Origin of the sequence: Aromatoleum bremense (assembly GCF_017894365.1) — a bacterium.
GTDB classification, from domain to species: domain Bacteria; phylum Pseudomonadota; class Gammaproteobacteria; order Burkholderiales; family Rhodocyclaceae; genus Aromatoleum; species Aromatoleum bremense.
Genome location: NZ_CP059467.1, coordinates 1,869,824 through 1,895,586 on the forward strand (window position 1 = coordinate 1,869,824; position 25,763 = coordinate 1,895,586).

Annotated in this window: 22 protein-coding genes and 1 tRNA gene; 4 read left to right on the top strand and 19 right to left on the bottom strand. The window is 68.0% G+C overall.

Annotated features, from left to right (window positions below; genetic code table 11):
* Nucleotides 1-50: 50 nt before the first annotated feature.
* The 7 genes from pbN1_RS08785 to pbN1_RS08815 all read right to left on the bottom strand — a co-directional run bounded on the left by pbN1_RS08785 (nt 51) and on the right by pbN1_RS08815 (nt 6,156).
* A complete protein-coding gene (locus pbN1_RS08785; RefSeq protein WP_169200885.1) occupies nt 51-731 on the bottom strand; it encodes a dienelactone hydrolase family protein in 681 nt (226 codons plus the stop codon).
* 332 nt (nt 732-1,063) lie between these two features.
* Nucleotides 1,064-1,148 (bottom strand) — tRNA-Leu (locus pbN1_RS08790).
* A 171-nt stretch (nt 1,149-1,319) separates the two neighbouring features.
* Nucleotides 1,320-1,640 (bottom strand): heavy metal-binding domain-containing protein, encoded by a 321-nt coding sequence (locus pbN1_RS08795; protein WP_169200884.1) that lies wholly within the window; start codon nt 1,638-1,640, stop codon nt 1,320-1,322.
* Between the two features lie 49 nt (nt 1,641-1,689).
* Nucleotides 1,690-3,372 (bottom strand): ABC-F family ATP-binding cassette domain-containing protein, encoded by a 1,683-nt coding sequence (locus pbN1_RS08800; protein WP_169200883.1) that lies wholly within the window; start codon nt 3,370-3,372, stop codon nt 1,690-1,692.
* Nucleotides 3,373-3,522: 150 nt separating this feature from the next.
* Nucleotides 3,523-4,077, bottom strand: a complete 555-nt coding sequence (mepK, locus tag pbN1_RS08805) for a peptidoglycan L,D-endopeptidase MepK (RefSeq protein WP_169200882.1) — start codon at nt 4,075-4,077, stop codon at nt 3,523-3,525.
* Nucleotides 4,078-4,111: 34 nt separating this feature from the next.
* A complete protein-coding gene (locus tag pbN1_RS08810; protein WP_244857217.1) occupies nt 4,112-5,686 on the bottom strand; it encodes a L,D-transpeptidase family protein in 1,575 nt (524 codons plus the stop codon).
* 209 nt (nt 5,687-5,895) lie between these two features.
* Nucleotides 5,896-6,156 carry a hypothetical protein gene (locus tag pbN1_RS08815; RefSeq protein WP_169200880.1) on the bottom strand — a complete coding sequence of 87 codons (261 nt, stop codon included), beginning with the start codon at nt 6,154-6,156 and terminating at the stop codon, nt 5,896-5,898.
* 245 nt (nt 6,157-6,401) lie between these two features.
* Between pbN1_RS08815 and pbN1_RS08820 the strand changes: the two genes are divergently transcribed.
* The 3 genes from pbN1_RS08820 (at nt 6,402) to pbN1_RS08830 (ending at nt 11,396) form a co-directional block, all read left to right on the top strand.
* The gene (locus tag pbN1_RS08820) at nt 6,402-7,508 is read left to right on the top strand and encodes a methyl-accepting chemotaxis protein (RefSeq protein ID WP_169200879.1); all 1,107 of its coding nucleotides are present in this window, start codon (nt 6,402-6,404) and stop codon (nt 7,506-7,508) included.
* Nucleotides 7,508-9,694: a putative bifunctional diguanylate cyclase/phosphodiesterase gene (locus pbN1_RS08825; protein ID WP_244857218.1), complete on the top strand. Its 2,187-nt coding sequence runs from the start codon at nt 7,508-7,510 to the stop codon at nt 9,692-9,694. The genes pbN1_RS08820 and pbN1_RS08825 overlap by 1 nt, the downstream gene beginning before the upstream one ends.
* Nucleotides 9,695-9,863: 169 nt before the next feature.
* The gene (locus pbN1_RS08830; RefSeq protein WP_169200878.1) at nt 9,864-11,396 is read left to right on the top strand and encodes an NYN domain-containing protein; all 1,533 of its coding nucleotides are present in this window, start codon (nt 9,864-9,866) and stop codon (nt 11,394-11,396) included.
* A 133-nt stretch (nt 11,397-11,529) separates the two neighbouring features.
* On the opposite strand, the gene pbN1_RS08835 is transcribed toward pbN1_RS08830, so the two are convergent.
* The 7 genes from pbN1_RS08835 to mnmG form a co-directional block, all read right to left on the bottom strand.
* Nucleotides 11,530-12,897, bottom strand: coding sequence for an extracellular catalytic domain type 1 short-chain-length polyhydroxyalkanoate depolymerase (locus pbN1_RS08835; protein WP_169200877.1), 1,368 nt, complete (start codon nt 12,895-12,897; stop codon nt 11,530-11,532).
* Between the two features lie 32 nt (nt 12,898-12,929).
* Nucleotides 12,930-13,346 carry a CopG family transcriptional regulator gene (locus pbN1_RS08840; RefSeq protein WP_169200876.1) on the bottom strand — a complete coding sequence of 139 codons (417 nt, stop codon included), beginning with the start codon at nt 13,344-13,346 and terminating at the stop codon, nt 12,930-12,932.
* 222 nt (nt 13,347-13,568) lie between these two features.
* Nucleotides 13,569-14,318 (bottom strand): MBL fold metallo-hydrolase, encoded by a 750-nt coding sequence (locus pbN1_RS08845; RefSeq protein WP_169200875.1) that lies wholly within the window; start codon nt 14,316-14,318, stop codon nt 13,569-13,571.
* A 143-nt stretch (nt 14,319-14,461) separates the two neighbouring features.
* Entirely contained in the window at nt 14,462-15,331 is an 870-nt protein-coding gene (locus pbN1_RS08850) for a ParB/RepB/Spo0J family partition protein (protein WP_169200874.1), read from the bottom strand.
* Between the two features lie 28 nt (nt 15,332-15,359).
* Nucleotides 15,360-16,130: a ParA family protein gene (locus tag pbN1_RS08855; RefSeq protein WP_169200873.1), complete on the bottom strand. Its 771-nt coding sequence runs from the start codon at nt 16,128-16,130 to the stop codon at nt 15,360-15,362.
* Complete coding sequence (rsmG, locus tag pbN1_RS08860; RefSeq protein ID WP_169200872.1) at nt 16,131-16,766, bottom strand: 16S rRNA (guanine(527)-N(7))-methyltransferase RsmG; 636 nt, start codon at nt 16,764-16,766, stop codon at nt 16,131-16,133.
* Nucleotides 16,763-18,715, bottom strand: a complete 1,953-nt coding sequence (gene mnmG, locus pbN1_RS08865) for a tRNA uridine-5-carboxymethylaminomethyl(34) synthesis enzyme MnmG (RefSeq protein ID WP_169200871.1) — start codon at nt 18,713-18,715, stop codon at nt 16,763-16,765. The genes rsmG and mnmG overlap by 4 nt, the downstream gene beginning before the upstream one ends.
* Nucleotides 18,716-18,950: 235 nt before the next feature.
* On the opposite strand from mnmG, the gene pbN1_RS08870 reads away from it, so the two are divergent.
* The gene (locus pbN1_RS08870; RefSeq protein ID WP_169200870.1) at nt 18,951-20,165 is read left to right on the top strand and encodes an MFS transporter; all 1,215 of its coding nucleotides are present in this window, start codon (nt 18,951-18,953) and stop codon (nt 20,163-20,165) included.
* 3 nt (nt 20,166-20,168) lie between these two features.
* On the opposite strand, the gene tpx is transcribed toward pbN1_RS08870, so the two are convergent.
* From tpx to pbN1_RS08895, 5 genes are all read right to left on the bottom strand, one after another.
* Nucleotides 20,169-20,669 carry a thiol peroxidase gene (gene tpx, locus pbN1_RS08875; protein WP_169200869.1) on the bottom strand — a complete coding sequence of 167 codons (501 nt, stop codon included), beginning with the start codon at nt 20,667-20,669 and terminating at the stop codon, nt 20,169-20,171.
* A 158-nt stretch (nt 20,670-20,827) separates the two neighbouring features.
* Nucleotides 20,828-21,991 carry a formate dehydrogenase subunit gamma gene (locus pbN1_RS08880; protein WP_169200868.1) on the bottom strand — a complete coding sequence of 388 codons (1,164 nt, stop codon included), beginning with the start codon at nt 21,989-21,991 and terminating at the stop codon, nt 20,828-20,830.
* 10 nt (nt 21,992-22,001) lie between these two features.
* Nucleotides 22,002-22,229 (bottom strand): hypothetical protein, encoded by a 228-nt coding sequence (locus pbN1_RS08885; RefSeq protein WP_169200867.1) that lies wholly within the window; start codon nt 22,227-22,229, stop codon nt 22,002-22,004.
* Entirely contained in the window at nt 22,226-22,831 is a 606-nt protein-coding gene (gene fdh3B, locus pbN1_RS08890; protein ID WP_169116914.1) for a formate dehydrogenase FDH3 subunit beta, read from the bottom strand. Before fdh3B ends, pbN1_RS08885 begins: the two co-directional genes overlap by 4 nt.
* A 16-nt stretch (nt 22,832-22,847) precedes the next feature.
* Nucleotides 22,848-25,754 carry a formate dehydrogenase subunit alpha gene (locus tag pbN1_RS08895; protein ID WP_169200866.1) on the bottom strand — a complete coding sequence of 969 codons (2,907 nt, stop codon included), beginning with the start codon at nt 25,752-25,754 and terminating at the stop codon, nt 22,848-22,850.
* Between the last annotated feature and the right edge of the window lie 9 nt (nt 25,755-25,763).

A 25,763-nucleotide genomic window follows, 5' to 3' on the forward strand; every position in this document is an offset into this window, starting at 1 on the left:
GACCCGTCGCCCCCGCCGGTCCGAAAGCGCTCCTTCGTGCCTGCGTCCTTTCACGCCGGTTGCGGCAAGTGCCGCCGAAACCACGCTGCCGCGTGCTGCGCGACCACCTCGAGCGTCCCGGGCTCCTCGAAGAGGTGCGTCGCGCCGGGGACGATCGTCAGCGCCTTCGTGCAGGAGAGCCTGGCGTACGCTTCCTGGTTCATGCGGATGACCGGCTCGTCCCGTCCGCCCACGAGGAGCAGCGTCGCTGCGCGCACCGCTTCGAGCGCATCGCCCGCCAGATCCGGCCGACCGCCGCGGGACACCACCGCTTTCACTTCGTCGCCGAGCGCAGCGGCCGCGACCAGCGCCGCGCCGCCGCCGGTGCTCGCGCCGAAATAGCCGAGCGGAAGATCGCCCGCGTCGGGCTGCCGCCGCAGCCAGCGCGTCGCTTCCCCGAGGCGGCCGGCGAGCAGCCCGATGTCGAAGCGCAGTTCGCCCGTCCGCGCGTCGACGGCCTCTTCCTCGAGGCTCAGGAGATCGAACAGCAGTGTGCCGATCCCCGCGTCGCACAAGAAGCGCGCGACGAAGCGGTTGCGCGGGCTGTGGCGGCTGCTCCCGCTGCCGTGGGCGAAAAGGACAATGCCCACCGCGCCCTCCGGAATCGTCAGCTCGCCCGCCAGCCGCACCGCTCCGATCGGAATCTCGACCGCCCGTCCCGCTCCCGATGACTTTTCCGTCCGACTTGTCATAGCTGCCTCCAAGGTGAGTAGCTCCCCTTCTATTGGGAGAGGAAGCGATGCAACCGCTGTGCCCGGCGAGAGCTGGCCGTGTTCGGGTTGCGACGCAGCATCGGAATCGTCTTCTTGCGCTGTCGCCGCTCATATCGCCATACATCCAGCTAATCGAGCCAACAGAAATTTTATGTTGCGTCGCACAATCAGCTTGGCTATTCTTCGCCTGTCTCCTCCACCCTCCTCCTTTGGTGTGGATTTCAGCCCGGGCTCGCAAGCGCTCGGGCTTTCTTTTTGCAGCTCGGGCCGGACCTCGGTGCGATCGGGCGGTCCGGGTGACATCGAAGAATTGGTGCCTTGGGCGAGACTCGAACTCGCACGGCTTTCGCCACTACCCCCTCAAGATAGCGTGTCTACCAATTTCACCACCAAGGCATCGATACGTCCTGACAGTGCGAGCCGCCGAGGGCGGAGCCAGGAACGCGAAAGGGGCGCGGATTATAGCCGCGCGGCCCCGGGGCGCGTCAATGGGGCGCTACGCTTTTTCAGGTGCGGATGCCGGGAGCGCCGCGCAGGCGTCCCGACCGCTGGCGACAGGGGAAGCGTTTACTCAAGCGTCACCGCCGTGCCGCTGACGGCGACCATCAGCATGCCGTTCTTTTCGCCCAACACCTCGTAGTCGATATCGACTCCGACGACGGCATTCGCGCCGAGCCGGCCGGCCGCTTCGGCGAGATCCGCGAACGCGGTTTCGCGGGCCGAGCGCAAGGTCTTTTCGTACGCGCCCGAACGCCCGCCGACGATGTCGCGCACTGCGGCGAACATGTCCTTGAAGACGTTCGCGCCGATGATCGCCTCGCCGGCGACGACGCCGTGATAGCTGCGGATCGTCCTACCTTCGATGGTCGGAGTCGTGGTCATCAACATGGCTTGCCTCTGTCGTGGTTGCAAAGCGGATGCAGGGATCGGGCAGGGGCTACGCGGCCCGTTTCTGCCGCGAGCTCGCCGACGTTTCGCGCGATCGTCGTGCCTCGTCGAGCAGGTAGCGCTGGTAGTCGTCCAGGTCGCCGTCGAACGGCTCGACGCCGCCGCGCGCGACCAGCCAGAACTCGTCGCACACCGCGCGCAGCAGCGCGCGGTCGTGGCTGACCAGCATGACCGTGCCTTCGAACTCGTTGAGCGCCACGCTGAGGGCTTCGCGCGTCGCCAGGTCGAGGTGGTTGGTCGGCTCGTCGAGCAGCAGCAGGTTGGGCCGTTGCCAGACGATCATGCACAGCACGAGCCGCGCCTTTTCGCCGCCGCTCATCGTGCCGACCGCCTGCTTGACCATGTCCCCGCTGAAGTTGAACGTGCCGAGGAAGTTGCGCAGGTCCTGTTCGCGCGCGGCGATCCAGCCGCTGCGCCCGCTGGCGAGGGTTTCCTTCGCGAGCCGTGTCATGTGCTCCAGCGGGGTGTCCTGCGGGCGCAGCACGTCGAGTTCCTGCTGGGCGAAATAGCCGATGTTCAGACCCTTGCCTTCGGTGATCTCGCCGCCGAGGACGTCGAGCGTGCGGGCGACCGTTTTCACCAGCGTCGACTTGCCCTGGCCGTTCGCGCCGAGGATGCCGATGCGCTGGCCGGCGTGCACCGAGCGGTTGATGTGGCGCACGATGACGACAGGCGCGGTGCCGGCCGCCGCATCCGGCGGCGGCGGATAGCCGAAGCTCGCGTCGTGCATCGACAGCATCGGGTTCGGCAGGTTGGCGGGTTCCTGGAATTCGAAGTTGAACTCCGCATCGGCGAGGACCGGCGCGATGCGCTCCATCCGCTCCAGCGCCTTGACGCGGCTTTGCGCCTGCTTCGCCTTGCTCGCCTTGGCCTTGAAGCGGTCGATGAACTTCTGCAGGTGGGCAATCCTGTCCTGCTGCCGGGCCAGCGCCGACTGCTGCAATGCCAGTTGCTCGGCGCGCATGTCCTCGAAAGCGCTGTAGTTGCCGCCGTAGCGCAGCAGCTTGGCGTTGTCGATGTGCAGCGTGACCTGCGTCACCGCGTCGAGGAACTCCCGGTCGTGGCTGATCACGACCAGCGTGCCGGCATAGCGCTTGAGCCACGCTTCGAGCCACACCAGCGCGTCCAGGTCGAGGTGGTTCGTCGGCTCGTCGAGCAGCAGCAGATCGGACGGACACATCAGCGCGCGCGCGAGCTGCAGGCGCATCCGCCAACCTCCGGAAAAGCTGTTGACCGGGTTCGCGAGCTCGGCGCTGCGAAAGCCCAGCCCGAGAATGAGCGCCTGCGCCCGCGCTTCGGCGTCGTGCGCGCCGGCGTCATGGAGCGCCATGTAGGCGTGGGCCATGCGCATGCCGTCGTCGCTGGCCTCGGCGGCGTGCACCTCGGAGCGGGCGGCCAGCAGGACCGTGTCGCCGTCGATGACGAAGTCGGTCGCGCTCTGCGCGGTTTCGGGCATGTCCTGCGCCACCTGTGCCATGCGCCACTGGGACGGGATCGAATAATCGCCGGCGTCCTCGTGCAGCACGCCGGTGAGCAGCCCGAACAGCGTGGATTTGCCGGCGCCGTTGCGGCCGACGAGGCCGACCTTTTCGCCGGGATTGAGCGTGACGGAAGCGGTGTCGAGCAACACCTTGGCACCGCGGCGCAGCGTGACATTCTTGAGCGTGATCATGGGCGGGCCTTCGTTGGACGTGGCGCATGATAACCACCGCAGCGCAGCATTTCGCTCTCGCGGCCCGCCCTCGCCGAAATATCGTCGCCCGGATCCCTATCCACCGGTTTCCCCCGGCCGATGCGCCGACGCCGCACCGTGGCCGCCGGCTTACCAGCTGCGCACGCGGCCCGTGTCGAGGTGGACGAACTGGTCGTGCGGATAGTAGCCGACGCCGCCGACCCCCAGAGACAGCGCCGCGTCGCGCAGATCGGCAAGCGGCGTGTCCGCGATGCGCACGTCGATCGCCTTGCCGTCCATGTGCAGGCTGCGCTTGGCGACGCCGCCGCCGCGCGTGTTGCGCAGCGTCGAATTGGTGGCCGGGCAGCGGTAGCCGGAAATCACCTGGAACGACTCGCGCGAGCCGAGCGTGAGCTTCAGCCGGTAGAGGAGATCGAAAAGCCTGGGGTCCATCTGGCCGACTTCGCCGGAGTAATGATCGCGCATGAAACGGTTGAGCGTCGTCAGCGCCTCGGGCACGTATCGCTCGCCGACGGCATAGACGATCGAGACGCGCTCGCCGGTATGGGTGTGGTCGAACGCGAGGCTGCGCGCGTCGCGCACCGCAGCGCTCGCCGGCCGCGCGAAAGGCAGCGCCGCGCCGGCGACGGCCAGCTTGGCGGATTGACGGAGAAAATGGCGTCGGGAATGCACGATCTGCTTCATCTTCGAAGTTCCAGGGTCAGGGTCGGGGTCAGGGTCAAGGTCGGGTATCGCGCCCTTTGTGCTGCGCAAGGGAGGGCGGGCCGCTTCGGGCGGACTGCCGCAGGGCTGCATCGAGCAATTTGTCGTGGCCGTAGATGTCCCGGAAAAAATAAACCAGACCGTCGCTTTTGACCAGGACCGTGCTGTAGGCAATCACCACCGGCAAAGGTTCGCGAAGCCGCAGCGTCTTCGACACGCCCTCGGCCATCGCTGCGCGGATGCGCTCTTCGCTCCACTCCGGGTCATCCTGCAGCACGAATCTCGCCAGCACCACCGGCTCTTCGACGCGAATGCAGCCGTGGCTGAAATCGCGCCGGTCCTTGCCGAAGAGGCGGGGGGTCGACGTGTGGTGCAGGAAGATGTTGTCGTTGTTCGGGAAAATGAACTTGATGTCGCCCAGCGCGTTGGCCGGTCCCGGGCGCTGGCGAATGCGCATCTCGCCGCGCAGCACCGCGTCCAGGTATTCCGGCGCGAACGTCGTGATCACCTGCCCGTCGCCGGCGACGAATTCGAAGCCCTGCTGGTGTAGATAGGCCGCATCGCGGCGCAGCCTGGGAATCGTCTCCGCCCGGGCGATCGACGGCGGGACGTTCCAGTAGGGACTGAACTCGATGAAGCGCATGTCCTCGTCGAAAAGCGGGGTGCGCGTGTCGAGCGCGCTGCCGACGATGACTTTCATGCTCGCCTTGACTTCGACCCGGCCATCACGCGCCTCGTAGGCCCGCAGCACGAATTCCGGGACATTGACGACGATCATGCGCGGCCCCTGCAGCAGCGGCGTCCAGCGCAGGCGCTCCAGCGTCAGCTCCATCTGCCGCACCCGCGCGGCTGGCGACACGTCGAGTTGTTCGAGTGTCGCCTTGCCGACGATGCCGTCCTCTACGAGTCCGTGGCGCCGCTGGAAGGCCTTGACGCCTTCGACGACCGCGCCCTCGTAGCGCAGCGGCACCAGCGTGGCGGCCGGCAGGTCGCCGAGCGCGACCAGGCGTTGCACCAGGACAGGCATTCCCGCATACGCTTGCCCTGGCTCCAGCTTCCGCTGCGGCGGACGCGGCAGCGCGGCGAGCCACGGCACGATCCCGGACGGATCGCGCGCCAGGTTGCGGTAGCGCCGCAGCGCTTCGCGCACGTTCGCGTAAAGCGGCAGCACAGGCGCGGCGCGGCGCACCGCGTCCGGCAGGCGGCGCTCGATCACGGCCGCGTACAGATAGGCGAGGGGATCGAAACCGTCCGCGGCCGGCGCGACGAAATTCGCATGGACCTGGCGCGGGTCGACGCGGCCGAAACGCAAGTCCATCAGGTAGCGCTGCATCGCCGCCGTCAGCGCAACATCGAGCCGCGCCACGTCCTCGTCTGCCCACGCCCACCCGTCGGCCGCATCGGCAACCGCGCGGCGCAGTGCTTCGCGCAGTGCTTCAGTATCGTAATCGCGCGCGTCGAGCCCGTCTTCGGCGGCCGCCGCCAGGATCTCGACGGCCTGCCACGCCTGCGCATTCGGCCGCCTGCCCTCGAACCACAGCGGCTCGGCCGCCGCCGCGCCCGCGCCGAGCACCGCGAGGCAGAAAACCACCGCGCGCCCGCATCCCGCACCCGCCACGCGGCTCAGGAAAACAGAAAAAAGTCCGAATATCCCGGATCGGCTCACCCTGGGTCATCTCCTTCTGGCGCGACAGCAACTGATGAACTCGGTCCGCGTCGCCTTCCAGCCAGTCTATCGTGCATGCCGCAGTCGTCTACGAGCGCTTTTCGCCACTCGCGTTCGCACCACCGCGCGGGCCGTCACTTGCGCCGCCGGCGCTTGACGACCTCCATGACTTTCTCGATGTGCCGCCGCGCCTGTTTGTTCGCGCGCTCCGACTTGACGTCCAGCGCTTTCTGCACGAGCGCATGGAACGCGACGAGATCGAGTAGCGGATAGTCGTCGAGCACGCCCTGGTCCTGGAAGAACTCGGCGATCCAGTGCGGATCGAGTTCGACCCTGCCCGTCTCGTGCAGGTATTCGGTGGCCGCCATCTCGACATACTCGGAAAGTTTCCGCATTCCTCGCTCCAGTCCCGCGCCGCCCGATGCAGGCGCACACCTTTTGACCTCGCCGCGGACGACTTGTCGCACGTATGCCGCCCCTCGCGATACTCGCGCACGCTCCGCCGGGCGGACGTCAAATTCCGCCTCTGTGCGTTCCATCACGGACATCGGGCGATTATTGCGCGCGGTCAAGACACTCCGGCAATAGCTGACTAGACTGCTCAGCTATTGCCCATTTTTTTCGATCGCGGAAAAACGCCATGCTGTTTGCGACCCACAAGAAAGCCTTTCATCAGGCCGAAACCCAACGGACAGCGCTTGCCGAGGAGAACGCCCGCCTGCAGGCGAGGCTCGCGGCGGTCGAAACCGAACGCACCACCCTTGCGGCCGAGCTGTCGGAACTGCGGCGGGAGCGCGCCACCCTCGGCGAGGTGTTCCGCAACCTCGGCTCGTTCGGCGAGTCGCTCGGCGGCGTGCGGCAGTCCTTTCTCGGCCTGACCGCGACGCTCAACGACCAGAAGCTCTCGGCCACCGAAGCGGCCGGACGGTCCGACGCGAACCGCGTCGCGTTCGAGCGCATGGCGACGAATCTGCAGGAAATGGTCACGCGCATCGGCGACGCGTCGCACAACGTCGAAGGGCTGTACCGCAGCGCCAGCGAGATCGGCGGCATCGTGCGCCTTATCAAGGAGATCGCCGACCAGACCAACCTGCTGGCCCTGAACGCCGCCATCGAGGCCGCACGGGCCGGCGATGCGGGCCGGGGCTTCGCCGTCGTCGCCGACGAGGTCAAGAAGCTCGCCGAGCGCACGGCGAGCGCGACCACCGAAATCACCGGCCTGGTCGGCACGATCCAGACCGAGACCGAGACCGCGCGCCGCGTCATGCAGTTGGGCGCCCAGGATGCGTCGCGCTTCTCGAACGAAAGCGAGCAGGCGATGCACAGCATGCAGCACCTGCTCGGGCTGTCGCAGCGCATCGAAAGCGCCGTGGCCGATTCAGCGCTGCTGGCCAACGTCGAGCTCGCGAACCTCGAAGAACTCACGCTGAAGCTCGAAGTATACAAGGTGTTTCTCGGCCTCTCCCGCGTCCGGCCGGAGGATCTGCCGGATCACACCGAATGCCGGCTCGGCCAGTGGTATTACGACGGCGAGGGCAAGTCGCGCCTCGCCCGCCTGCCCGGCTACGCCGCGCTCGAAGCCCCGCACCGCGCAGTCCACACGCACGCGCGCAGCGCAATCAGCCTGTACTACGCGGGCCGCTTCGACGAAGCGCTGCGCGCGCTCGCGGCGATGGAATCCGCGAACCTCGCCGTGATGGGCGGCCTCGCCGACATGCTCGGACAGAAAGCGGGGGCCGCGCGCTGATGATGGAGAATACGGCCCGCGAGCTGGGGTTGGACGCCGTCGAGATCGCCGAGCGTAAGCGTTTCCTCGATTTCGGCGAAGAGGACGTCGTACGCCTGCGCGCGATGGACGCGGGCGTCGCCGAAGCGCGCCGCGGATTCGCCGACGCCTTCTACGACTACCTGCGGAGTTATGCGCCGCTCGCCGCACTGCTCCACGACGAGAACGCGGTGAGCCGGCTCAAGGCCGCGCACGACCGCTATTTCGCCGAGCTGACCGAGGGCGAATACGGCTTCGACTACGTTCAGCGGCGCCTCAAGGTCGGGCTCGTGCATGCGCAGATCGGCCTCGAACCGAAATGGTACGTCGGGGCTTTCCGCAAGTACCTCGCCGACATGCTGCCGGCGCTGTGGGACCAGACCGGCGGCGAGCGCGACCGGTTTCTCGCCGCCTGCGATTCGCTGCTCAAGGTCGTCGTGTTCGACCTGTGCCTGACGCTCGACACCTATATCCATGCCGACAAGCGCAGCATCGCGCTGCGCGACCGCGCGATCGAATCCAGTGTCAACGGCGTGTTCATCGCCGACGCCAGCTGCGCCGACTACCCGCTGATCTACGTGAATCCGGCGTTCGAGCGCATCCTCGGTTTCGCCCCAGGCAGCGCCCTTGGCAGGGCCTGCATCTGCCGCGACGGCGTGCCCGGCGAAGTGTGCAACGGCTACACCGACATCTGCCAGGCGATCAGTCGCGGCACCGAAGGCTACACCGTGCTGAACCTGGAACGGGAGAACGGCGCGCAGCAATCAGTAGAACTGTTTCTCGCGCCGGTCGAGAACGAATCGGGCGACGTGACGCATTTCATCGGCGTGCTGAACGACGTCACCGCCCGCACCCGCGCCGAAAAACGCCTGATCCACCAGGCGAGCCACGACGCCCTCACCGGGCTGCCCAACCGCAACCTGCTCAACGACCGCATCACCCACGCCATCGCCCGCAGCCGCGGGCGGCTGACCGCGGTGATGTTCCTCGACCTCGACCGCTTCAAACTGGTGAACGACAGTTACGGCCACCCCGTCGGTGACGCCCTGATCCGTGAAGTGGCGAACCGTGTGTCGGCCTGCCTGCGGGCCGGTGATACCGTCGCGCGGTTGGGTGGCGACGAGTTCGTGGTCCTGCTGGAAGACCTCGCCAGCGTCGAGGACGCGGCACGCCTCGCAGCCAAGCTGCGTGACCGGCTGTCCGAAAGCGTGCGTATCGGCTCCCTCGAACTGCCGCTGTCGGCAAGCATCGGCGTCGCACTGGCACCGCGCGACGGGCGCGACCCGGAAACGCTGCTCAAGAACGCCGACATCGCGATGTACCGCGCGAAGGAACGCGGCCGCAACAACTACTGCTTCTACGGGCCGGAGATGGACCACCACGCCCGGCGCCGGCTGACCGTCGAAAGCGAACTGCGCCGTGCGCTCGCCGGCGGCGAACTGGAAGCCCATTACCAGCCGCAGGTGGACCTCGCGACGGGCGCGCTGACCGGCGCCGAAGCGCTGGTACGCTGGCGCCATCCCGAGCGCGGCCTGCTGCTGCCGGGCGAATTCATCGCGGTGGCCGAGGAGACCGGCCTGATCGTGCCGCTCGGCGAGCAAGTCCTGCGCGCCGCGTGCCGGCAGAGCACGCGGTGGCGCGAAGCGGGGCGGCCGGACCTGAAGGTGGCGGTGAATCTGTCGGGACACCAGTTCCGCCAGCACGATCTCGTCGAACAGGTCTGCGACATCCTCGCCGAGACCGGCGCCCACGCCGCACAGCTCGAACTGGAGATCACCGAGAGCGTCGCGATGGCCGATGCGGACGGCAGCGTCGCGACCCTCGCCGGCCTGCGCCGCCAGGGCATCGCGCTGGCGATCGACGATTTCGGCACCGGTTATTCATCGCTGTCCTATCTCAAGCGCTTCCCGATCGACACGCTGAAGATCGACCGTTCATTCATTCAGGGTATTCCGGCGGATGGCGACGACACCGCGATCGTCCAGGCGATCATCGCGATGGCGCGCAGCCTGCGCCTGTCGCTGCTCGCCGAGGGCGTCGAAACTCCGGCACAGCGCGAATTCCTCGTCGCCCAGGGCTGCAGGTCGGGGCAGGGTTTCCTGTTCGGACGGGCGATGCCGGCGGAAGACTTTCACCGCATCATCGCGCGCGCGGCCGCCGCCGGATGACGCGCAGCCGCTGAGCGCCTGCAGGCGCGCGTCACGGCCGACGCAACCCTCCGGCTGCGCCACACTGCCGGCCCGCGGGCGATCGCCGTCACCACGCGGGCCCGGTTCGGAGATAATCGCGAAAACGGCGTTTATCACCGTACCGCCACGGGCTTCACTGGAGAACATCATGGCATCACCGCACGAAACCGCCAGCATGGCGTTGTTCTGCGACTTCGAGAACGTCGCGCTCGGGGTGCGCGACGCCAATTACGAGAAGTTCGACATCAAGCGCGTGCTCGAGCGCCTGCTGCTCAAGGGCAGCATCGTCGTCAAGAAGGCGTATTGCGACTGGGACCGCTACAAAGGCTTCAAGGCGACGATGCACGAGGCGAACTTCGAGCTGATCGAGATCCCGCACGTGCGCCAGTCGGGCAAGAACTCGGCCGACATCCGGCTCGTCGTCGATGCGCTCGACCTGTGCTACACGAAATCCCACGTCAATACCTTCGTCATCATCAGCGGCGACTCCGACTTCTCGCCGCTGGTATCGAAGCTGCGCGAGAACGCGAAACAGGTGATCGGCGTCGGCGTCAAGCAATCGACGTCGGACCTCTTGATCGCGAACTGCGACGAATTCATCTTCTACGACGATCTGGTGCGCGAGAGCCAGCGTGCGGCGGCCAAGCGCGACACGCGGGAAGCGCAGCCGGCGGCGAAGCGCTCGCCCGACGAGGAAAAAGGCCGCAAGGAAGAGCAGGAAGCACGCAAGACGCAGGCGATCGAACTCGCCGTCGACACCTTCGACGCGCTCGTCGCCGAACGCGGCGACAGCGGCAAGATCTGGGCGTCGATGCTCAAGGAAGCGATCAAGCGCCGCAAACCCGGGTTCAACGAGTCGTACTACGGCTTCCGCGCGTTCGGCAACCTGCTCGAAGAAGCGCAGGCGCGCGGCCTGCTCGAATTCGGCCGCGACGAGAAGTCCGGGGCCTACGTCTATCGCAGCAACGGGACCGCTGCAGCCCATGAGGCGGGGGCCGAGCCGGCGCCGGTCGTCGTCGAGGTCGTCCCCGAGGCGCGCGCCCCGGCGAGCGCCGGCAGGCACGAGTCGCGACGCGGGCGGGGAGGCCGCAAGCCGGCCGCCACCGCATCGCTCGAAGTGCCGGTCTCGCCCGACGTCGTCGCCGAACCCGCCGTCGCCGAAGCGCCCGCCGTTGAGCCCCCTGCCGTCGAGGAGCCGGCCGTCCAGCACGAGCCGCGGCGCCGGACGCGCAGCGGTCGCAAGCCAGCCGTAAAGCCAGCGGCGGCGCCGGCCTTGGCGCAGGAGGCCGCAGAGCCGGAAACGCCTCCGGCGCCGGTGCAGGCACAGCCGTTCGCCGCGCAGCCGCCGCTCATCGTGGCCGAAGAACCTGCGACGATCCCGGCGCAGGAATTGACCGAATCGGCTATCGCGGATGAAACCCCGGTGCAGGTGGAAGCGCATCGCGAGCCGGAAGCACGGCGCAAGGGACGCGGCCCGCGCAAGCCTGCAGCAAAGAAGACCGAAGCGCTCGTGCCGCCGATCGCCGAAGCCCCTGCGGAAGCTGGCGTGCCGATCGAAAGCCCGCTCCCCGCGGAATCGCATGCTCCCGCAGCGACGACCGAAACGGTCGTCAAGGCGGCGCGCAAGCCCGCTTCGCGCAGTCGCCGTCCGCGCAAACAGGAAGTCACCGACGCCGAATAAGCACCTGGCCGGAGCGCGTCAGCGGCGGCGCGCCGGGCGGGTGAACATCCTGCCGGCTCACGCGCCGCACGCTGCCATTCGCGAGTCGGCCCATTGCCGGCATGGGCCGGGCTTGCGAGCGCCCGGTTGTCGATTACACCGAACGTCCCGGCTCCGGCGCCGCTTTGCCGGCCGGATGGGCGAGGAAAAAGCGCAGCATTTCCTTCGCCGCGTCCGGACCCTGCGGGTCGGTGTAGGAACCGCGGGAGCTGCCGCCGGACCACGCGTGGCCGGCGCCATGCACCGTCCATTGCTCGACGTGCGGCGAGCCGTTCGGGTGGTGGTATGTGGTCCGGGTGTAGGCGCGCCCGTTCGGCACCTGGCCCCGTTCGATGCTCGCACGCGGCTTCGACCCCACGCCGATTGATCCGGTGCGCACCCCCGCGGGCGCAAACTGCACGATCACCTGCTCGCCGTTGCGCGGATGGACCGTCGTGTCGCGGTCGCCGTGGAAGACGATGACCGGCACCGGGTGAGGCATTTCCCAGCTCGTCCCGGCGCCCGTCGCCCGGATACCGGCCGCGCGCGCGCTTCCCTGCTGCATCGCGGCGAGCGCCGACGGCAGATCGTGCGCGGCCGCATGCGGCAGGCCCGAATGGATGCCGGCAGCGGCGTAGAGATCCGGGTAGGTCGCCGCCATCGTCGTCGCCATCGCGCCGCCCGCCGACAGGCCTGCGATGTAGATGCGTTGCCGATCGACGTTGTGGCTTGCGGCGATTTCGCGCGTCATCCCGGCGATCAGCGACGGCTCGCCCTGCCCCGCGCGCTGGTCCGAAGGCTTGAACCAGTTCCAGCATTTCGACCCGTTCGCCCCCGCCGATTGCGCCGGATAGAGCACGAGGCAAGGCTCCTGCTCGGCCAGCTCGTTCATGCGCGTGCCGGCGGCAAAATCGTCCGGGTTCTGCGTGCAGCCATGCAGCATGACGACCAGCGGCACCGGCTCGCCGCCATAGTTGCTCGGCACATACAGCTTGTAGCAGCGCGTGCCGGCGGCGTTCGTGTAGGAGCCGCTGATGAAGCGCGCGCCGTCCGGCACGGTTTCGGGCGCGGCGCCGGGGACGATCGGCTCGAACGCCGGGACCGCGCCGCGAAACTTGAACAGTTTGTCGCGCAGCGCAGCGCCCAGGCGCGAAGCCAGCGGCGAGACAACAGCTTCTGCCGCCGGCGCGCCGGCTTTGGCGGTCGTGTCGGCATGATCCCGCTGCGCGGGCTGCGGCTCGGGGTCGGCGACGAACGGGCCGATGTCGATGACGCGGCAGCTGCCTTCGAGCGGCGGCTCCGCTGCCCGGTCCGCGGCCGGCGTATCGGGGGCTGCCGCATCGGCGGCAGGCGGCGGCGCGAACCGCCCGCCGAGGGCGCGCTGGATCAGCGCGGTCGCTTCGAGCAGCTGACCGGCACGCGTCAGCCGCGTGGCTTCGAGCAGGTCGGGGTTGAGCAGATTGGGGTTGAGTCTGGCATTCATGGGTTGAATCTCCTTGCGGACCGCGAATGCGGTCACCTGATTCGGTCTGCCAGCGCGGCCTTGACCGCTGCGCTGGCATGCAGGGCGCCGAGCACGACGATCGATTCGATCGTCGCGAGCGCGAGTTCGGGCGGCACGTCGGCGGCGATGCTCGCCAGCCCCAGCACCTGGATGTCGAGCCGCTCGCCGGCCGCCTGCACCGCCTCGAGATCACGGCGCGTGTAGTGCTGCAGGCCGAGGACGAAGGCCTTGCGGGCGACCGTGGCGCGGATCACTTCGTTATGCGTGACCAGCTGGTTGCGGATCGCCGTACGGATGAAGTCGGTGCGGTTCGAATAAAAGCCCTCCTGTACCAGCAGATCGATCTGCCCGAGGTCGACGACCCCGAGATTGATCGTGATCTTCTCGGTGGTCTCTCCCGCCTTCGGGCGCAGCTCATGCACGCTCATTACCATCTCCTTGACATCCATATGGATGGTATTGTGGCCTTCAAGGAGGGGAAGTCAAGGGGTTTTTCGGACTGCAGCAAAGAGGGCACGGCCGCCATCGACCGGAGCGCGCCGGGGCTGCAGGAGTTGCGGGAAGGGCGGGGAGTGCGGGATACGGCGGCACGGCCGCCCTTCGGCGTGCACCGGCCGGCCGGGAGCCTTGGGGCGCGCAGCCGGCGACGGTCAGCCTTGCCGGCTTTCGGTCATGCGCCCGCAGTAGGCCTTGAGTTCATCGGGCAGGCCCTGCGGACAGACGCCGCACTCGCGATTGCCGGGCACGGCGTAGTCGATGAACTTCGGGTAGGGCAGTTTCAGCTCGGCCATGATGCGGCGGAACTCGTCGAGCGTGCGCTCGCCGCCGAGGCGCGGGTTGCGGGCGCGTTCCTGCGCGATCGACGACACGCGGCGGCCCTGGTAGTCGTGCGCCGGATAGACGAGGTGCTCGTCGGGCAGCGTGAACAGCTTCTCGCGCACGCTGCGGTACAAGGCTGCCGCGTCGCCGCTCTGGAAATCGGTGCGGCCGCAGCCGTCGATCAGCAGCGCGTCGCCGGTGAAGACCCGGTCGCCGCACACGTAGGCGAAGTGGCCGTCGGTGTGGCCGGGGGTGTGCAGCGGCGCAAGCCGGACGCTGCCGACCGCGACCGGCCGGCCCTCTTCGACCGGCACCTCGACGCACGGCAGCCGGTCGATCGCGGGTGCGGCGATGCGGCTGCCGACGCGCTCCTTCAGGTGGCGCGCCGCAGTGATATGGTCTGCGTGGATGTGCGTGTCGAGCGTGAGTTCGAGCCGCAGCCGCAGCGCGGCGATCAGCGCGAGGTCGCGCTCGATCGCATTGACGACCGGGTCGATCAGCACGGCCGCGCCGGTATCCTCGCAGCCGAGCAGGTAAGTGTAGGTGCTCGACAGCGGTTCGAAGAGCTGCCGGAAGATCATCGCCGTCCTCCCTGCCGATCGAGGCGTCCCCGTCTGCCGCTTCGGGGCGCGAGCCGTGCCCATGTCATTCTGGTACACACCGCAAGCAAGTCAATGCGGAGCCGTCTCGCTGCGCCTCCGACCCCGACCGGCCGGTCGATCGCCTACCCCCCTCTCTTCGACGTGCCGAGGCTCTCGAGCAGTCCGTCGAGCTGGTCGAGGCTGCCGAAACGGATCGTCACTTCGCCGGCGCCTTTCTTGTTCGCCTTGATCCTGACGGTCGCGCCGAGCACGTCGGCGATTTCCTCTTCGATCCGCAGCAGGTCGCGATCGGGCTCGCGTTCGGCCTTCTTCTGCCGCGGATTCAGGCTCTGCTGCACAAGGCGCTCGGTGTCGCGCACCGACAGCCCGCGCGCCGCGACGTGGTTCGCAAGCTGGATCTGGCCGGCGCCGTCGAGCGGCAGCATCGCGCGCGCATGGCCCATGTCGATGTCGCCGGCCATCAGCAGCTCCTGCACCGGGCGGGCGAGATTCAGCAGACGCAGCAGGTTCGACGCCGCCGGCCGCGAACGCCCGACCGCATCGGCCGCCTGCTGGTGCGTCATGCCGAACTCGTCGATGAGGCGCTGGATGCCGCCCGCTTCCTCGAGCGGGTTGAGGTCCTCGCGCTGGATGTTCTCGATCAGCGACATCGCCAGCGCCGCTTCGTCCGGGATCTCGCGCACCAGGCATGGCACATCGGCGAGCTCGGCGATCTGCGCCGCGCGCCAGCGCCGCTCGCCGGCGATGATCTCGTACGCCGAGCCGTTGACCGGCCGCACGAGGATCGGCTGCATCACACCCTGCGCCTTGATCGACGCCGCGAGCTCCTCGAGCGAGCCCGGATCCATGCGCGTGCGCGGCTGGTACTTGCCGGGCCGCAGGTCGCCGACCGCGAGCGCCTGCAGTTCGCCGCGCTCGGCGTCGTCGTCCTGGTTCCCGGCGAGCAGCGCGTCGAGGCCGCGGCCGAGGCCTTTGAGTCTGGATCGGGTCATGAGCTTTGCCTGAGGAGTTTGTAGCGGATCACCGGGCGTTCACCCGTTCGATCATTTCCTGGGCGAAGGCCATGTAGGCCTGCGTCCCTTTGGCTGCCTTGTCGAACACGACGCCCGGCATGCCGTGGCTTGGCGCTTCGGCCAGGCGCACGTTGCGCGGCACGATCGCGCGGAACACCTTGTCGCCGAAATGGCTCTCGAGCTGCGCGGAAACCTGCTGCTGCAGCGTCATCCGCGCATCGAACATGACGCGCAGCAGGCCGGTGATGCCCAGCTCGCGATTCAGGTTCGAATGCACTTTCTTGATCGTGTTGACGAGGTCGGACAGGCCTTCGAGCGCGAAATACTCGCATTGCATCGGGATGATGACGCCGTGGGCCGCGCACAGACCGTTCAACGTCAGCATCGACAGCGACGGCGGGCAGTCGATCAGGACCAGGTCGTAGTCGGCGTCGAAGTCCCTGAGCGCGTCGCGCAGGCGGTTCTCGCGCCGTTCGAGGCCGACGAGTTCGACTTCGGCGCCGGCGAGGTCGCGGTTCGCCGGCAGCACATCGTAGCCGCCCGAAGGCGACGCGACACGCGCTTCGTCGAGCGTCGCGAGGCCGACGAGCACGTGGTACACCGACTTCGCCACGGCCCGCTTGTCGACACCGCTGCCCATCGTCGCGTTGCCCTGCGGATCGAGGTCGATGAGCAGCGTGCGCTGGCCCGCCTGGGCGAGTGCGGCGGCGAGGTTGATGCAGGTCGTCGTCTTGCCGACGCCGCCTTTCTGGTTTGCAACGCAGAAGATTCGGGCCATTCAGTTCCTTTCGAGGATGATCAGGTGTCGTTCGGCGCCGAGCCCCGGCACCGTCAGCGGGTGCACTTCGACGACGCGGAAACCCGCCGGCAGGCGCGCGATCTCGTCGCGAGGATACACGCCCTTCATCGCGAAAAAATGTCCGCCGGGGCGCAAGAGATGCGCGGTCAGGCCGACGAAATCCGACAGTTCGGAGAAGGCGCGCGAGATCACCGCGTCGAACTTTGCCTCCGGCCGGACGTTTTCGACGCGTTCGTTCACGACCGTGAAGTTCGCCAGCCCGAGTTCGATCTTCGCCTGCTGCTGGAAGCTCGCCTTCTTGTTGACGGTCTCGATCGACGTCACGGCGAAGGCGGGATGGCAATCCGGCGCGGCAAGCGCGAGCGGAATTCCCGGCAGGCCGCCGCCCGAGCCGACGTCGGCGAGCGTTGCGATGCCGCCCAGATGCGGCAGCACCGCGAGCGAATCGAGCAGGTGGTGCGTGACGACTTGCCCGGCGTCGCGGATCGACGTGAGGTTGTACACCCGGTTCCACTTCTGCAGCAGCGCGGCGAACGCGGCGAGCCGCGCCTGCGTTGCCGGCGAAAGGTGCAGGCCCAGCGCCGCGAGGCCCTGCTCCAGACTCACAGCGCTCATACCGAACGCATCCGTGGCGCGCCCGCGCCGTCCGTCGACGGCGTTCCGGCGTCGTCCGCACCCGCCGCCGCGGCCAGTTCGCGGCGCTTGAGCCACACCATCAGCAGCGAAATCGCCGCCGGCGTCACACCCTGGATGCGCCCGGCCTGGCCGAGCGTCTCAGGCTTGTGCAGGTTCAGCTTCTGCTGCACTTCCTTCGACAGGCCGCGCACCCGGCTGTAGTCGAGATCGGCCGGCAGCAGCGTCGATTCGGCCTGCAGCTGCTTCGCGACCTCGCCCTGCTGGCGGTCGATGTAGCCCTGGTATTTCGCCGCGATCTCGATCTGCTCGATGACTTGCGGGTCGGTCTCGGGGTTTTCCGGCGCGCCGGGAAGATTCATCAGGTCCGCGTAGCGCGTGTTCGGCCGGCGCAGCAACTCGAAGAAGCGGTATTCGCGCTCGAGCGCCTTGCCGACGACGCGCTCGGCGTCCGCAGCCGGCACGCGCGCCGGATGCGCCCAGGTCGCTCTCAACCGGGCGGTCTCGCGCTCGATCGCCTCGCGCTTGGTGCAGAACGCGGCCCAGCGCACATCATCGACGAGGCCCAGCTCGCGGCCCTTTTCGGTCAGGCGCAGGTCGGCGTTGTCCTCGCGCAGCGAGAGGCGATATTCGGCGCGCGACGTGAACATGCGGTACGGCTCCGAGACGCCGCGCGTGATGAGGTCATCGACGAGCACGCCCAGATACGCCTCGTCGCGGCGCGGACACCACGCCTCGCGCCCGAGCACCTGCAGCGCGGCGTTCGCGCCGGCCAAGAGGCCCTGCGCGGCCGCCTCCTCGTAGCCGGTGGTGCCGTTGATCTGGCCGGCGAAGAAAAGCCCGTGGAAGCTCTTCGTCTCGAGGCTGCTCTTGAGGTTGCGCGGGTCGAAGTAGTCGTACTCGATCGCGTAGCCGGGACGCAGGATAAACGCGTTCTCGAGGCCGCGGATCGAGCGCACGACGGCGAGCTGCACGTCGAACGGCAGCGACGTCGAGATGCCGTTCGGGTAGATCTCGTTGGTCGTCAGCCCTTCGGGTTCGAGGAAGATATTGTGGCTGGTCTTGTCGGCGAAGCGGTGGATCTTGTCCTCGATCGACGGGCAGTAGCGCGGCCCGACCCCTTCGATGACGCCGGAGTACATCGGCGAGCGGTCGAGGTTCGCACGGATGATGTCGTGCGTGCGCTCGTTGGTGTGCGTGATCCAGCACGGCAGCTGCTCCGGGTGCTGGGAGGCCTTGCCGAGGAAGCTGAACACCGGCACTGGGTCGTCACCGGGCTGCTCCTGCATCACCAAGAAGTCGATCGAGCGCCCGTCGAGCCGCGGCGGCGTACCGGTCTTCAGCCGCCCCTGCGGCAGCGCGAGTTCCTTCAGCCGCCGGCCGAGCGAGATCGCCGGCGGATCGCCCGCGCGTCCGGCCGAGTAGTGGTCGAGGCCGACATGGATCAGGCCGTTGAGGAAGGTGCCCGCGGTCAGCACGACCGCCGACGCCTCGAACGCGAGGCCGATCTGCGTGACGACGCCGGTGACGCGGTCGCCGGCGACGGTGAGGTCGTCGACCGCCTGCTGGAACAGCCACAGGTTCGGCTGGTTCTCGAGCCGGTGGCGGATCGCCGCCTTGTACAGCACGCGGTCGGCCTGCGCGCGCGTCGCGCGCACCGCCGGGCCTTTCGACGCGTTCAGGATGCGGAACTGGATGCCGCCTTCGTCGGTGGCCGCCGCCATCGCGCCGCCCAAGGCATCGACTTCCTTGACGAGATGGCCCTTGCCGATGCCGCCGATCGACGGGTTGCAGCTCATTTGCCCGAGCGTCTCGATGTTGTGCGTCAAGAGCAGCGTCTTCGCGCCGATGCGTGCGGCCGCGAGGGCGGCCTCGGTTCCGGCGTGGCCGCCGCCAACCACGATGACGTCGAAACGGGAGGGATAGAGCATGGGTGCGCGCCGAAAAGGCCGATCGAGCGGGAAGGGCGAGGATTTTACGCTGTTGCGGCGCGAAAGCACAGTGTTTCCCACCGCTGTTCCACGGAAAAACGTCGTCCAAACAGTCTGTTACCGTCTGCCGCGAGCCGACGCGCACGCCGCCGGCGCGGGGCGGGCGCTGCCGCTGCGCTTTGCGCGGCATAATCCGGCCGACGGTTTCATCCACCTCGCAAGGGAGCCGGACGGCATGGCGACAGGCGGCAGCGACAGCACCAGCGCGGAAGCGGTGCGCCGCATTCCTCCCGGCATCTGGGCGCTGGGCTTCGTCTCGATGCTGATGGACGTGTCGTCGGAGATGATCCACGCGCTGCTGCCGATATACCTCGTGACGACGCTCGGCGCCTCGACGCTCGCGGTCGGCTTCATCGAAGGGATCGCTGAAGCGACCGCGTCGATCACGAAGGTGTTCTCCGGCGCGCTGTCCGACTGGCTCGGCCGCCGCAAGCTGCTCGCGGCGATCGGCTACGGGCTCGCAGCGTTCACGAAACCGGTGTTCCCGCTCGCCGAAACGCTCGGCTGGGTCGTCGCGGCACGCTTCGTCGATCGCATCGGCAAGGGCATCCGCGGGGCGCCGCGCGACGCGCTGATCGCCGACCTCGCCCCGCCGAAGCTGCGCGGTGCCGCGTTCGGGCTGCGGCAATCGCTCGACACCGTCGGCGCGTTCCTCGGCCCGCTGCTCGCGGTCGGGCTGATGTGGCTGACGTCCGAGAACATCCCGCTGGTGTTCTGGGTCGCGGTCGTGCCGGCCTTCGGCGCGTTCGCGCTGATCGTGTTCGCGGTGCACGACGCGCCGCGACCCGCCGGGGCCCATGCCGTCCGCAAGCCGCTGTCGGCCGCCGAGCTGCGGCGCCTGCCGGCCGAATACTGGTGGACCGTCGCGCTGTCGGCGGTCTTCACGCTCGCGCGCTTCAGCGAGGCCTTCCTCGTGCTGCGTGCGCAGGAGATCGGCGTCGCGGCGACCCTCGTGCCGTTCGTGCTCGTGCTGATGAACGTCGTCTACGCGCTGTCGTCGTACCCGGCCGGCGTGCTCGCCGACCGCTTCGACCGCCCGCGGCTGCTCGCGCTCGGCTTCGCGCTGCTGGTGGCCGCCGACCTCGCGTTCGGCCTCGTCGACGGCCTCGCCGGGCTTGCGCTCGGGCTCGTGCTGTGGGGACTGCACATGGGGATGACGCAGGGGCTGCTCGCGGCGCTGGTCGCGGACGCGGCACCGGCCGCGCTGCGCGGCACCGCGTTCGGCCTGTTCAACCTCGTCGGGGGGCTCGCGCTGCTCGCCGCGAGCGTCATCGCCGGCGCGCTGTGGGATGCCTACGGCTCCGGTACGACCTTTGTCGCCGGCGCCGCGTTCGCGGCAATCGCGCTCGTCGGGCTGCTGCCGCTGCGCGGCCGCCGGCGGGCGTCCTGACGACTACTTCAGCGCGGCGAGCGCTGCGGCATAGTCCGGCTCGTCCTTGATCTCGCCGACGAGCTGCGAATGCAGCACGCGGTTGTTCTCGTCGAGCACGACGACGGCGCGCGCGGCAAGCCCCTGCAACGGCCCCGACGCGATCTCGACGCCGTAGTCGCTCAGAAACTCGCGCCCGCGCAGCGTCGACAGCGTGACGACGTTGTCGAGGCCTTCGGCGACGCAGAAGCGCTTCGCGGCAAACGGCAGATCACCCGAAATCACCAGCACGACAGTGTTGTCGAGCTTGCCCGCTTCGGCGTTGAACTTGCGGGTGGACGTCGCGCAAGTCGGCGTGTCGAGGCTCGGCACGATGTTCAGCACCTTGCGCTTGCCGGCGTACTTGTCGAGCGTGACGTCGGCGAGGTCGGCGCCGACCAGCGACAGCGGCGGCGCGGTATCGCCCGGCTGCGGGAACTTGCCGGCGACCTCGATCGGATTGCCACCCAGGGTAACTTTGCTCATCGATCTCTCCTCTGCTTGGATTGGGGCTTTCGGGTCACGGGGCATGACGTGGTGACGAAGTCATGGCGGACCTAGTCTAGCCGCGAATGCGGCGGATGGGAAAGACGGGAATCAGGTATCGCGCGGAGCCTGACGGCGTCCCCGCGCTACCTCGTGACTCAGGAATGGCGCGGCTTGCCGGCCTTCGCGTCCTCATACCACAGCGCGTGGTGCTCCTTCGCCCAGGTCTCGTCGACGTAGCCCGTCCGCATCGCCCGGTACGCGCCTTCCAGGCCGATCGTGCCGAGGTAGATGTGGCCGAGCGACAGCGCGATCAGCAGGATCGACGCGGTCGCATGGATGACGTTCGCCCATTGCATCGTCGCGCGGAGCTGGCCGAAGTTCGGGAAATCCAGCACCAGCCCGGAGCCGGCGACGATCAGGCCGAGAACCGCAACGCCGCCCCAAAACCACGCCTTCTCGCCGAAATTGAAGCGCCCCGACGGCACGTGTTCACCGCTGATCAAGCCGCCCGCCTTGCGGATCCAGACACGATCGCTCGCATGCCAGAGGTTGTCGCGGGCGAAGGCGAGGATCATCAGCACGGTGAACGCGAGGAACACCGGCCCGATGTAGTTGTGGATGTTCTTGCCGACGACGAGCAGCACGCCGAGCGCGTCGTGCCCGAGCAGCGGGGCGACGAGGTGCTTGCCGAACAGGATCGCGAGCCCGGTGACGGCGAGCAGCACGAAGGTGATCGCGGTGCCCCAATGGACGACGCGCTCGAACACGCTGAAGCGCTCGATGCGGCGGCCGGTCGGCGCGGCGTGCAGCCTGATCATGCCCTTCACGGCGTAGAACACCCCGATCGCGAGCGGCACGACCAGCAGCAGGACGCCGCCGTACTGCTTGATCGGGCCGTTGCGCATCTGGCGCCAGGTGTTGCCTTCGTCCTGGATCAGCACGCCGGTCTCCGGGCCGCGCACCGTCGTGAAGAACGCCTCGCCGGAGCGCGCCTGGCGCCACATCGGTGCGTCGTTCAGCGGTCCGGCCCGCTCCCGCTCGCGCTGCCGGGTCTGTTCACGTTGCCCGGCCTGTTCGCCCTGCCGGACTTGTTCACTTTGCTGGATCTCTTCGCCCTGCTGGATCTCTTCGCCCTGCTGGATCTCTTCGCCCTGCTGGAGCTGTCCGCGCTGACGGGTCTGTTCGCGCAGCTGGCGTTGCACCGGTTCGCCGCCCGGCTCGGCTTGCGCCAGCACCGGCGGCGCAGCCAGCGCCAGCAGCCACAGCGCGAGCGCCAGCAGCAGACCCCGGTCGCCGCGCCGCATCAGGCTCGTGCTCATCGCGCTCTCCTCACTCGACCCGCTGGTATTCGTTCTGGCTGCGGACGCGGTCGTGCAGCGCGCGCTCCCAGGCCGTCTTGTCGCCGTTGAACGCGCCGCCCTCCCACGGCCGCGCATCGGCCTTGCCCTGGTACCTGCCCTGCTCGTACTGCACGACCTGCGGCTCTTCGCTGCAGCCGGCCAGCAGCAGGAGCGCCGCCGCGGCTGCCGGCAGACCGATCGGAAAACGCGGTTTCATTTCGCTTCCTCCTTGTCCTTGCCATACGCCGTCATCCAGCCCCACGCCTCGAACCCTTTGCCGCGCCGCAGCGCGCGTTCGCGGAAGATGTCGGAAAGCTCGGCCGCGTCGCCGGCGAGCAGTGCTTTCGTCGAGCACATCTCGGCGCACAGCGGCAACTTGCCCTGGGCGAGCCGGTTGCGGCCGTATTTCTCGAACTCGGCGTCGGAGTGGTTTTCTTCCGGACCGCCGGCGCAGAACGTACATTTGTCCATCTTGCCGCGCGCGCCGAACGCCGCCGGGCCGTTCGGGAACTGCGGCGCGCCGAACGGACAGGCGTAGAAGCAGTAGCCGCAGCCGATGCAGCCGTCCTTGTCGTGCAGCACGACGCCTTCCTCGGTGTGGTAGATCACGTTGGTCGGGCACACCGCGATGCACGGCGCGTCCGAGCAGTGCATGCACGCGACCGACATCGAGCGCTCGCCCGGCACACCGTCGTTGATCGTCACGACGCGGCGGCGATTGACGCCCCACGGCACCTCATGCTCGTTCTTGCAGGCGGTGACGCAGCCGTTGCACTCGATGCAGCGCTCGGCGTCACACAGGAATTTCATGCGTGCCATCTTCTTCCCCTCCCCATCAGGCTTTGGCTACGCGGCACAGCGTCGTCTTGGTTTCCTGCATCATCGTCACCGAGTCGTAGCCGTAGGTCGTCGCGGTGTTGACCGCTTCGCCGCGCACGATCGGCGCCGCGCCCTCCGGGTAGTACTCAAGCATGTCGCGGCCCTGCCACCAGCCGGAGAAGTGGAACGGCAGGAACACCGTGCCGGGCGCGACGCGCTGCGTGACCTGCGCCCGCACCTTCAGCTTCGCCTTGGTCGGCGACTCGACCCAGATGTAGTCGCCGTTGCGAAAACCCGCGTCGTTGGCGTCCTTCGGGTTCACCTCGGCGAACATCTCCTGCTGCAGCTCGGCGAGCCACGGGTTCGAGCGCGTCTCCTCGCCGCCGCCTTCGTATTCGACGAGCCGCCCCGAAGTCATGATCAGCGGGTATTCCTTCGAGATGTCGCGGACCTTGTCCTGCAGCGTCTTGTACAGCGTCGGCAGGCGCCAGAACTTCATCTTGTCGTCGTGCGTCGGGTACTTCTCGACCAAATCCGGCCGCGGCGAGTAGATCGGCTCGCGGTGCAGTGGCACCGGGTCGGGGAAGTTCCACACCAGCGCGCGCGCCTTCGCGTTGCCGAACGGGTGCATGCCGTGGTTCTGCATCGCGACGCGGATGATGCCGCCCGACAGATCCGTCTTCCAGTTCCTGCCTTCGGCCGCGGTCTTCTCGGCGTCGGTGAGCTCGTCCCACCAGCCGAGCTTCTTCAAGAGCACGCCGTCGAACTCCGGATAACCCATCTGCAGTTCGGCGCCTTTTGACGCCGAGCCGTCCTCGGCGAGCAGCGACACGCCGTCCCGCTCGACGCCGAAGTTCGCGCGGAAGTTGCCGCCGCCTTCCATGACGTGCTTGGAGGTGTCGTACAGGTTCGGCGTGCCGGGATGCTTCAACTCCGGGTTCCCGTAGCACGGCCAGGGCAGCCCGAAATACTCGCCATCGCACGGTCCGCCGTTGGCGCGCAAGGTCTTCACGTCGAATGTGTGCATGTTCTGCATGTGCAGCTTCAGCCGCTCGGGCGACTGGCCGGTGTAGCCGATCGTCCACGTGCCGCGGTTGATCTCGCGCAGGATGTCCTCCGGCTCCGGCTCGTCCCAGCCCTGCTTGTCCTTGACGAGCTTGATGTTCTTCACGAGCTCGTCGGCGAAGCCGAATTTCCTCGCGAACGCGTACATGATGGTGTGGTCGGGCTTCGATTCGAACAGCGGCTCGATGACTTTCTCGCGCCACTGCAGCGAACGGTTCGACGCGGTCGCCGAGCCCGAGGTCTCGAACTGCGTCGCGGCCGGCAGCAGATACACGCCGTCCTTCCTGACCATCGCGGCCATCGATGCGGTCGCCGACGGGTACGGGTCGATGACGACGAGCGTGTCGAGCTTCTTCATCGCCTCGACCATCTCGGCGCCGCGCGTCTGCGAGTTCGGCGCATGGCCCCAGTAGACGACCGCGCGCAGGTTGCCGCCCGGCTGGTCGATCGCCTCGGGGTTCTCGAGCACGCCATCGATCCAGCGCGACACCGTGATGCCGGACTTCGTCATCAGCTCTTCGGACGCGTAGCGGCCCTTGACCCACTCGTAGTCGATGCCCCAGACGCGGCACCAGTGCTGCCACGAACCCGCGGCGAGCCCGTAGTAGCCGGGCAGCGAATCGGGGTTCGGGCCGACGTCGGTCGCGCCCTGCACGTTGTCGTGGCCGCGGAAAATGTTCGTGCCGCCGCCCGCGATGCCGACGTTGCCGAGCACCAGCTGCAGGATGCACATCGCGCGCACGTTCGCGTTGCCGACCGTGTGCTGCGTCTGTCCCATGCACCACACGACCGTCGACGGGCGGTTCTTGGCGAGCGTCTCGGCGATCGTGTAGACCTGCTCCTCCGCGATGCCGGTGACTTCGAGCACCTTGTCCGGCGTCCATTTCATGACTTCCTCGCGCACCTTGTCGAGGCCGTAGACGCGCTGGCGGATGTATTCCCGGTCTTCCCAACCGTTCTCGAAAATGTGGTACAGCATGCCCCAGATGAACGGGATGTCGGTGCCCGAGCGGATGCGCGCGTAATAATCTGCTTTCGCCGCGGTGCGCGTGAAGCGCGGGTCGACGACGATCATCTTCGCGCCGGTCTCCTTCGCATGCAGGATGTGCAGCAGCGACACCGGGTGCGCTTCGGCGGCGTTCGAGCCGATGAACAGCATCGCTCGCGCGTTCTGCATGTCGTTGTAGGAGTTCGTCATCGCGCCGTAGCCCCAGGTGTTGGCGACGCCGGCGACGGTGGTGGAGTGACAGATGCGCGCCTGGTGGTCCATGTTGTTCGTGCCGAAGAAGGACACGAACTTGCGCATCAGGTAGGACTGCTCGTTGCTGTGCTTGCTCGATCCGATCCAGTACACCGCGTCGGGGCCGGACTCCTCGCGGATCTTCAGCAGCCGGTCGCCGACCTCGTTTATCGCCTGCTCCCAGCTGATCTTCTGGTATTTGCCGTCGACGAGCTTCATCGGGTATTTCAGCCGGTGCTCGCCGTGGCCGTGCTCGCGCACCGACGCGCCTTTCGCGCAGTGCGCACCGAGGTTGATCGGCGAGTCGAACACCGGCTCCTGGCGCACCCACACGCCGTTCTTCACGATCGCGTCGATCGCACAGCCGACCGAGCAGTGCGTGCAGACGGTGCGGCGCACTTCCTCGCCGCCGGTCGCGGACTGCCCTCCCGCACTCGCAGCATCCGCGCTGCCGATCAGGTTGTACGGCAACTGCGCCGCGAGCACGCCCGCCCCGGCGCCGAGGCCGGACCGCCTGAGGAACGCGCGCCGGTCCATCGTCGCCCCGAGATGCCGGGCCATCGGGCTCGCCAACTGACGGAAGGCGTTGCCGGGCGCCGCATTCTTCTTGATGAGCATCGCGTGTTC

What these genes read in the sequence shown, in the direction of transcription:
- tpx (WP_169200869.1), bottom strand. Translation starts at nt 20,669, where the DNA reads ATGAGCAAAGTTACCCTGGGTGGCAATCCGATCGAGGTCGCCGGCAAG.
- pbN1_RS08845 (WP_169200875.1), bottom strand. Translation starts at nt 14,318, where the DNA reads ATGATCTTCCGGCAGCTCTTCGAACCGCTGTCGAGCACCTACACTTAC.
- pbN1_RS08835 (WP_169200877.1), bottom strand. Translation starts at nt 12,897, where the DNA reads ATGAATGCCAGACTCAACCCCAATCTGCTCAACCCCGACCTGCTCGAA.
- pbN1_RS08870 (WP_169200870.1), top strand. Translation starts at nt 18,951, where the DNA reads ATGGCGACAGGCGGCAGCGACAGCACCAGCGCGGAAGCGGTGCGCCGC.
- pbN1_RS08885 (WP_169200867.1), bottom strand. Translation starts at nt 22,229, where the DNA reads ATGAAACCGCGTTTTCCGATCGGTCTGCCGGCAGCCGCGGCGGCGCTC.
- pbN1_RS08850 (WP_169200874.1), bottom strand. Translation starts at nt 15,331, where the DNA reads ATGACCCGATCCAGACTCAAAGGCCTCGGCCGCGGCCTCGACGCGCTG.
- rsmG (WP_169200872.1), bottom strand. Translation starts at nt 16,766, where the DNA reads ATGAGCGCTGTGAGTCTGGAGCAGGGCCTCGCGGCGCTGGGCCTGCAC.
- pbN1_RS08840 (WP_169200876.1), bottom strand. Translation starts at nt 13,346, where the DNA reads ATGAGCGTGCATGAGCTGCGCCCGAAGGCGGGAGAGACCACCGAGAAG.
- pbN1_RS08820 (WP_169200879.1), top strand. Translation starts at nt 6,402, where the DNA reads ATGCTGTTTGCGACCCACAAGAAAGCCTTTCATCAGGCCGAAACCCAA.
- pbN1_RS08785 (WP_169200885.1), bottom strand. Translation starts at nt 731, where the DNA reads ATGACAAGTCGGACGGAAAAGTCATCGGGAGCGGGACGGGCGGTCGAG.
- pbN1_RS08815 (WP_169200880.1), bottom strand. Translation starts at nt 6,156, where the DNA reads ATGCGGAAACTTTCCGAGTATGTCGAGATGGCGGCCACCGAATACCTG.
- pbN1_RS08880 (WP_169200868.1), bottom strand. Translation starts at nt 21,991, where the DNA reads ATGAGCACGAGCCTGATGCGGCGCGGCGACCGGGGTCTGCTGCTGGCG.
- fdh3B (WP_169116914.1), bottom strand. Translation starts at nt 22,831, where the DNA reads ATGGCACGCATGAAATTCCTGTGTGACGCCGAGCGCTGCATCGAGTGC.
- mnmG (WP_169200871.1), bottom strand. Translation starts at nt 18,715, where the DNA reads ATGCTCTATCCCTCCCGTTTCGACGTCATCGTGGTTGGCGGCGGCCAC.
- pbN1_RS08895 (WP_169200866.1), bottom strand. Translation starts at nt 25,754, where the DNA reads ATGCTCATCAAGAAGAATGCGGCGCCCGGCAACGCCTTCCGTCAGTTG.
- pbN1_RS08830 (WP_169200878.1), top strand. Translation starts at nt 9,864, where the DNA reads ATGGCATCACCGCACGAAACCGCCAGCATGGCGTTGTTCTGCGACTTC.
- mepK (WP_169200882.1), bottom strand. Translation starts at nt 4,077, where the DNA reads ATGAAGCAGATCGTGCATTCCCGACGCCATTTTCTCCGTCAATCCGCC.
- pbN1_RS08800 (WP_169200883.1), bottom strand. Translation starts at nt 3,372, where the DNA reads ATGATCACGCTCAAGAATGTCACGCTGCGCCGCGGTGCCAAGGTGTTG.
- pbN1_RS08795 (WP_169200884.1), bottom strand. Translation starts at nt 1,640, where the DNA reads ATGTTGATGACCACGACTCCGACCATCGAAGGTAGGACGATCCGCAGC.
- pbN1_RS08825 (WP_244857218.1), top strand. Translation starts at nt 7,508, where the DNA reads ATGATGGAGAATACGGCCCGCGAGCTGGGGTTGGACGCCGTCGAGATC.
- pbN1_RS08855 (WP_169200873.1), bottom strand. Translation starts at nt 16,130, where the DNA reads ATGGCCCGAATCTTCTGCGTTGCAAACCAGAAAGGCGGCGTCGGCAAG.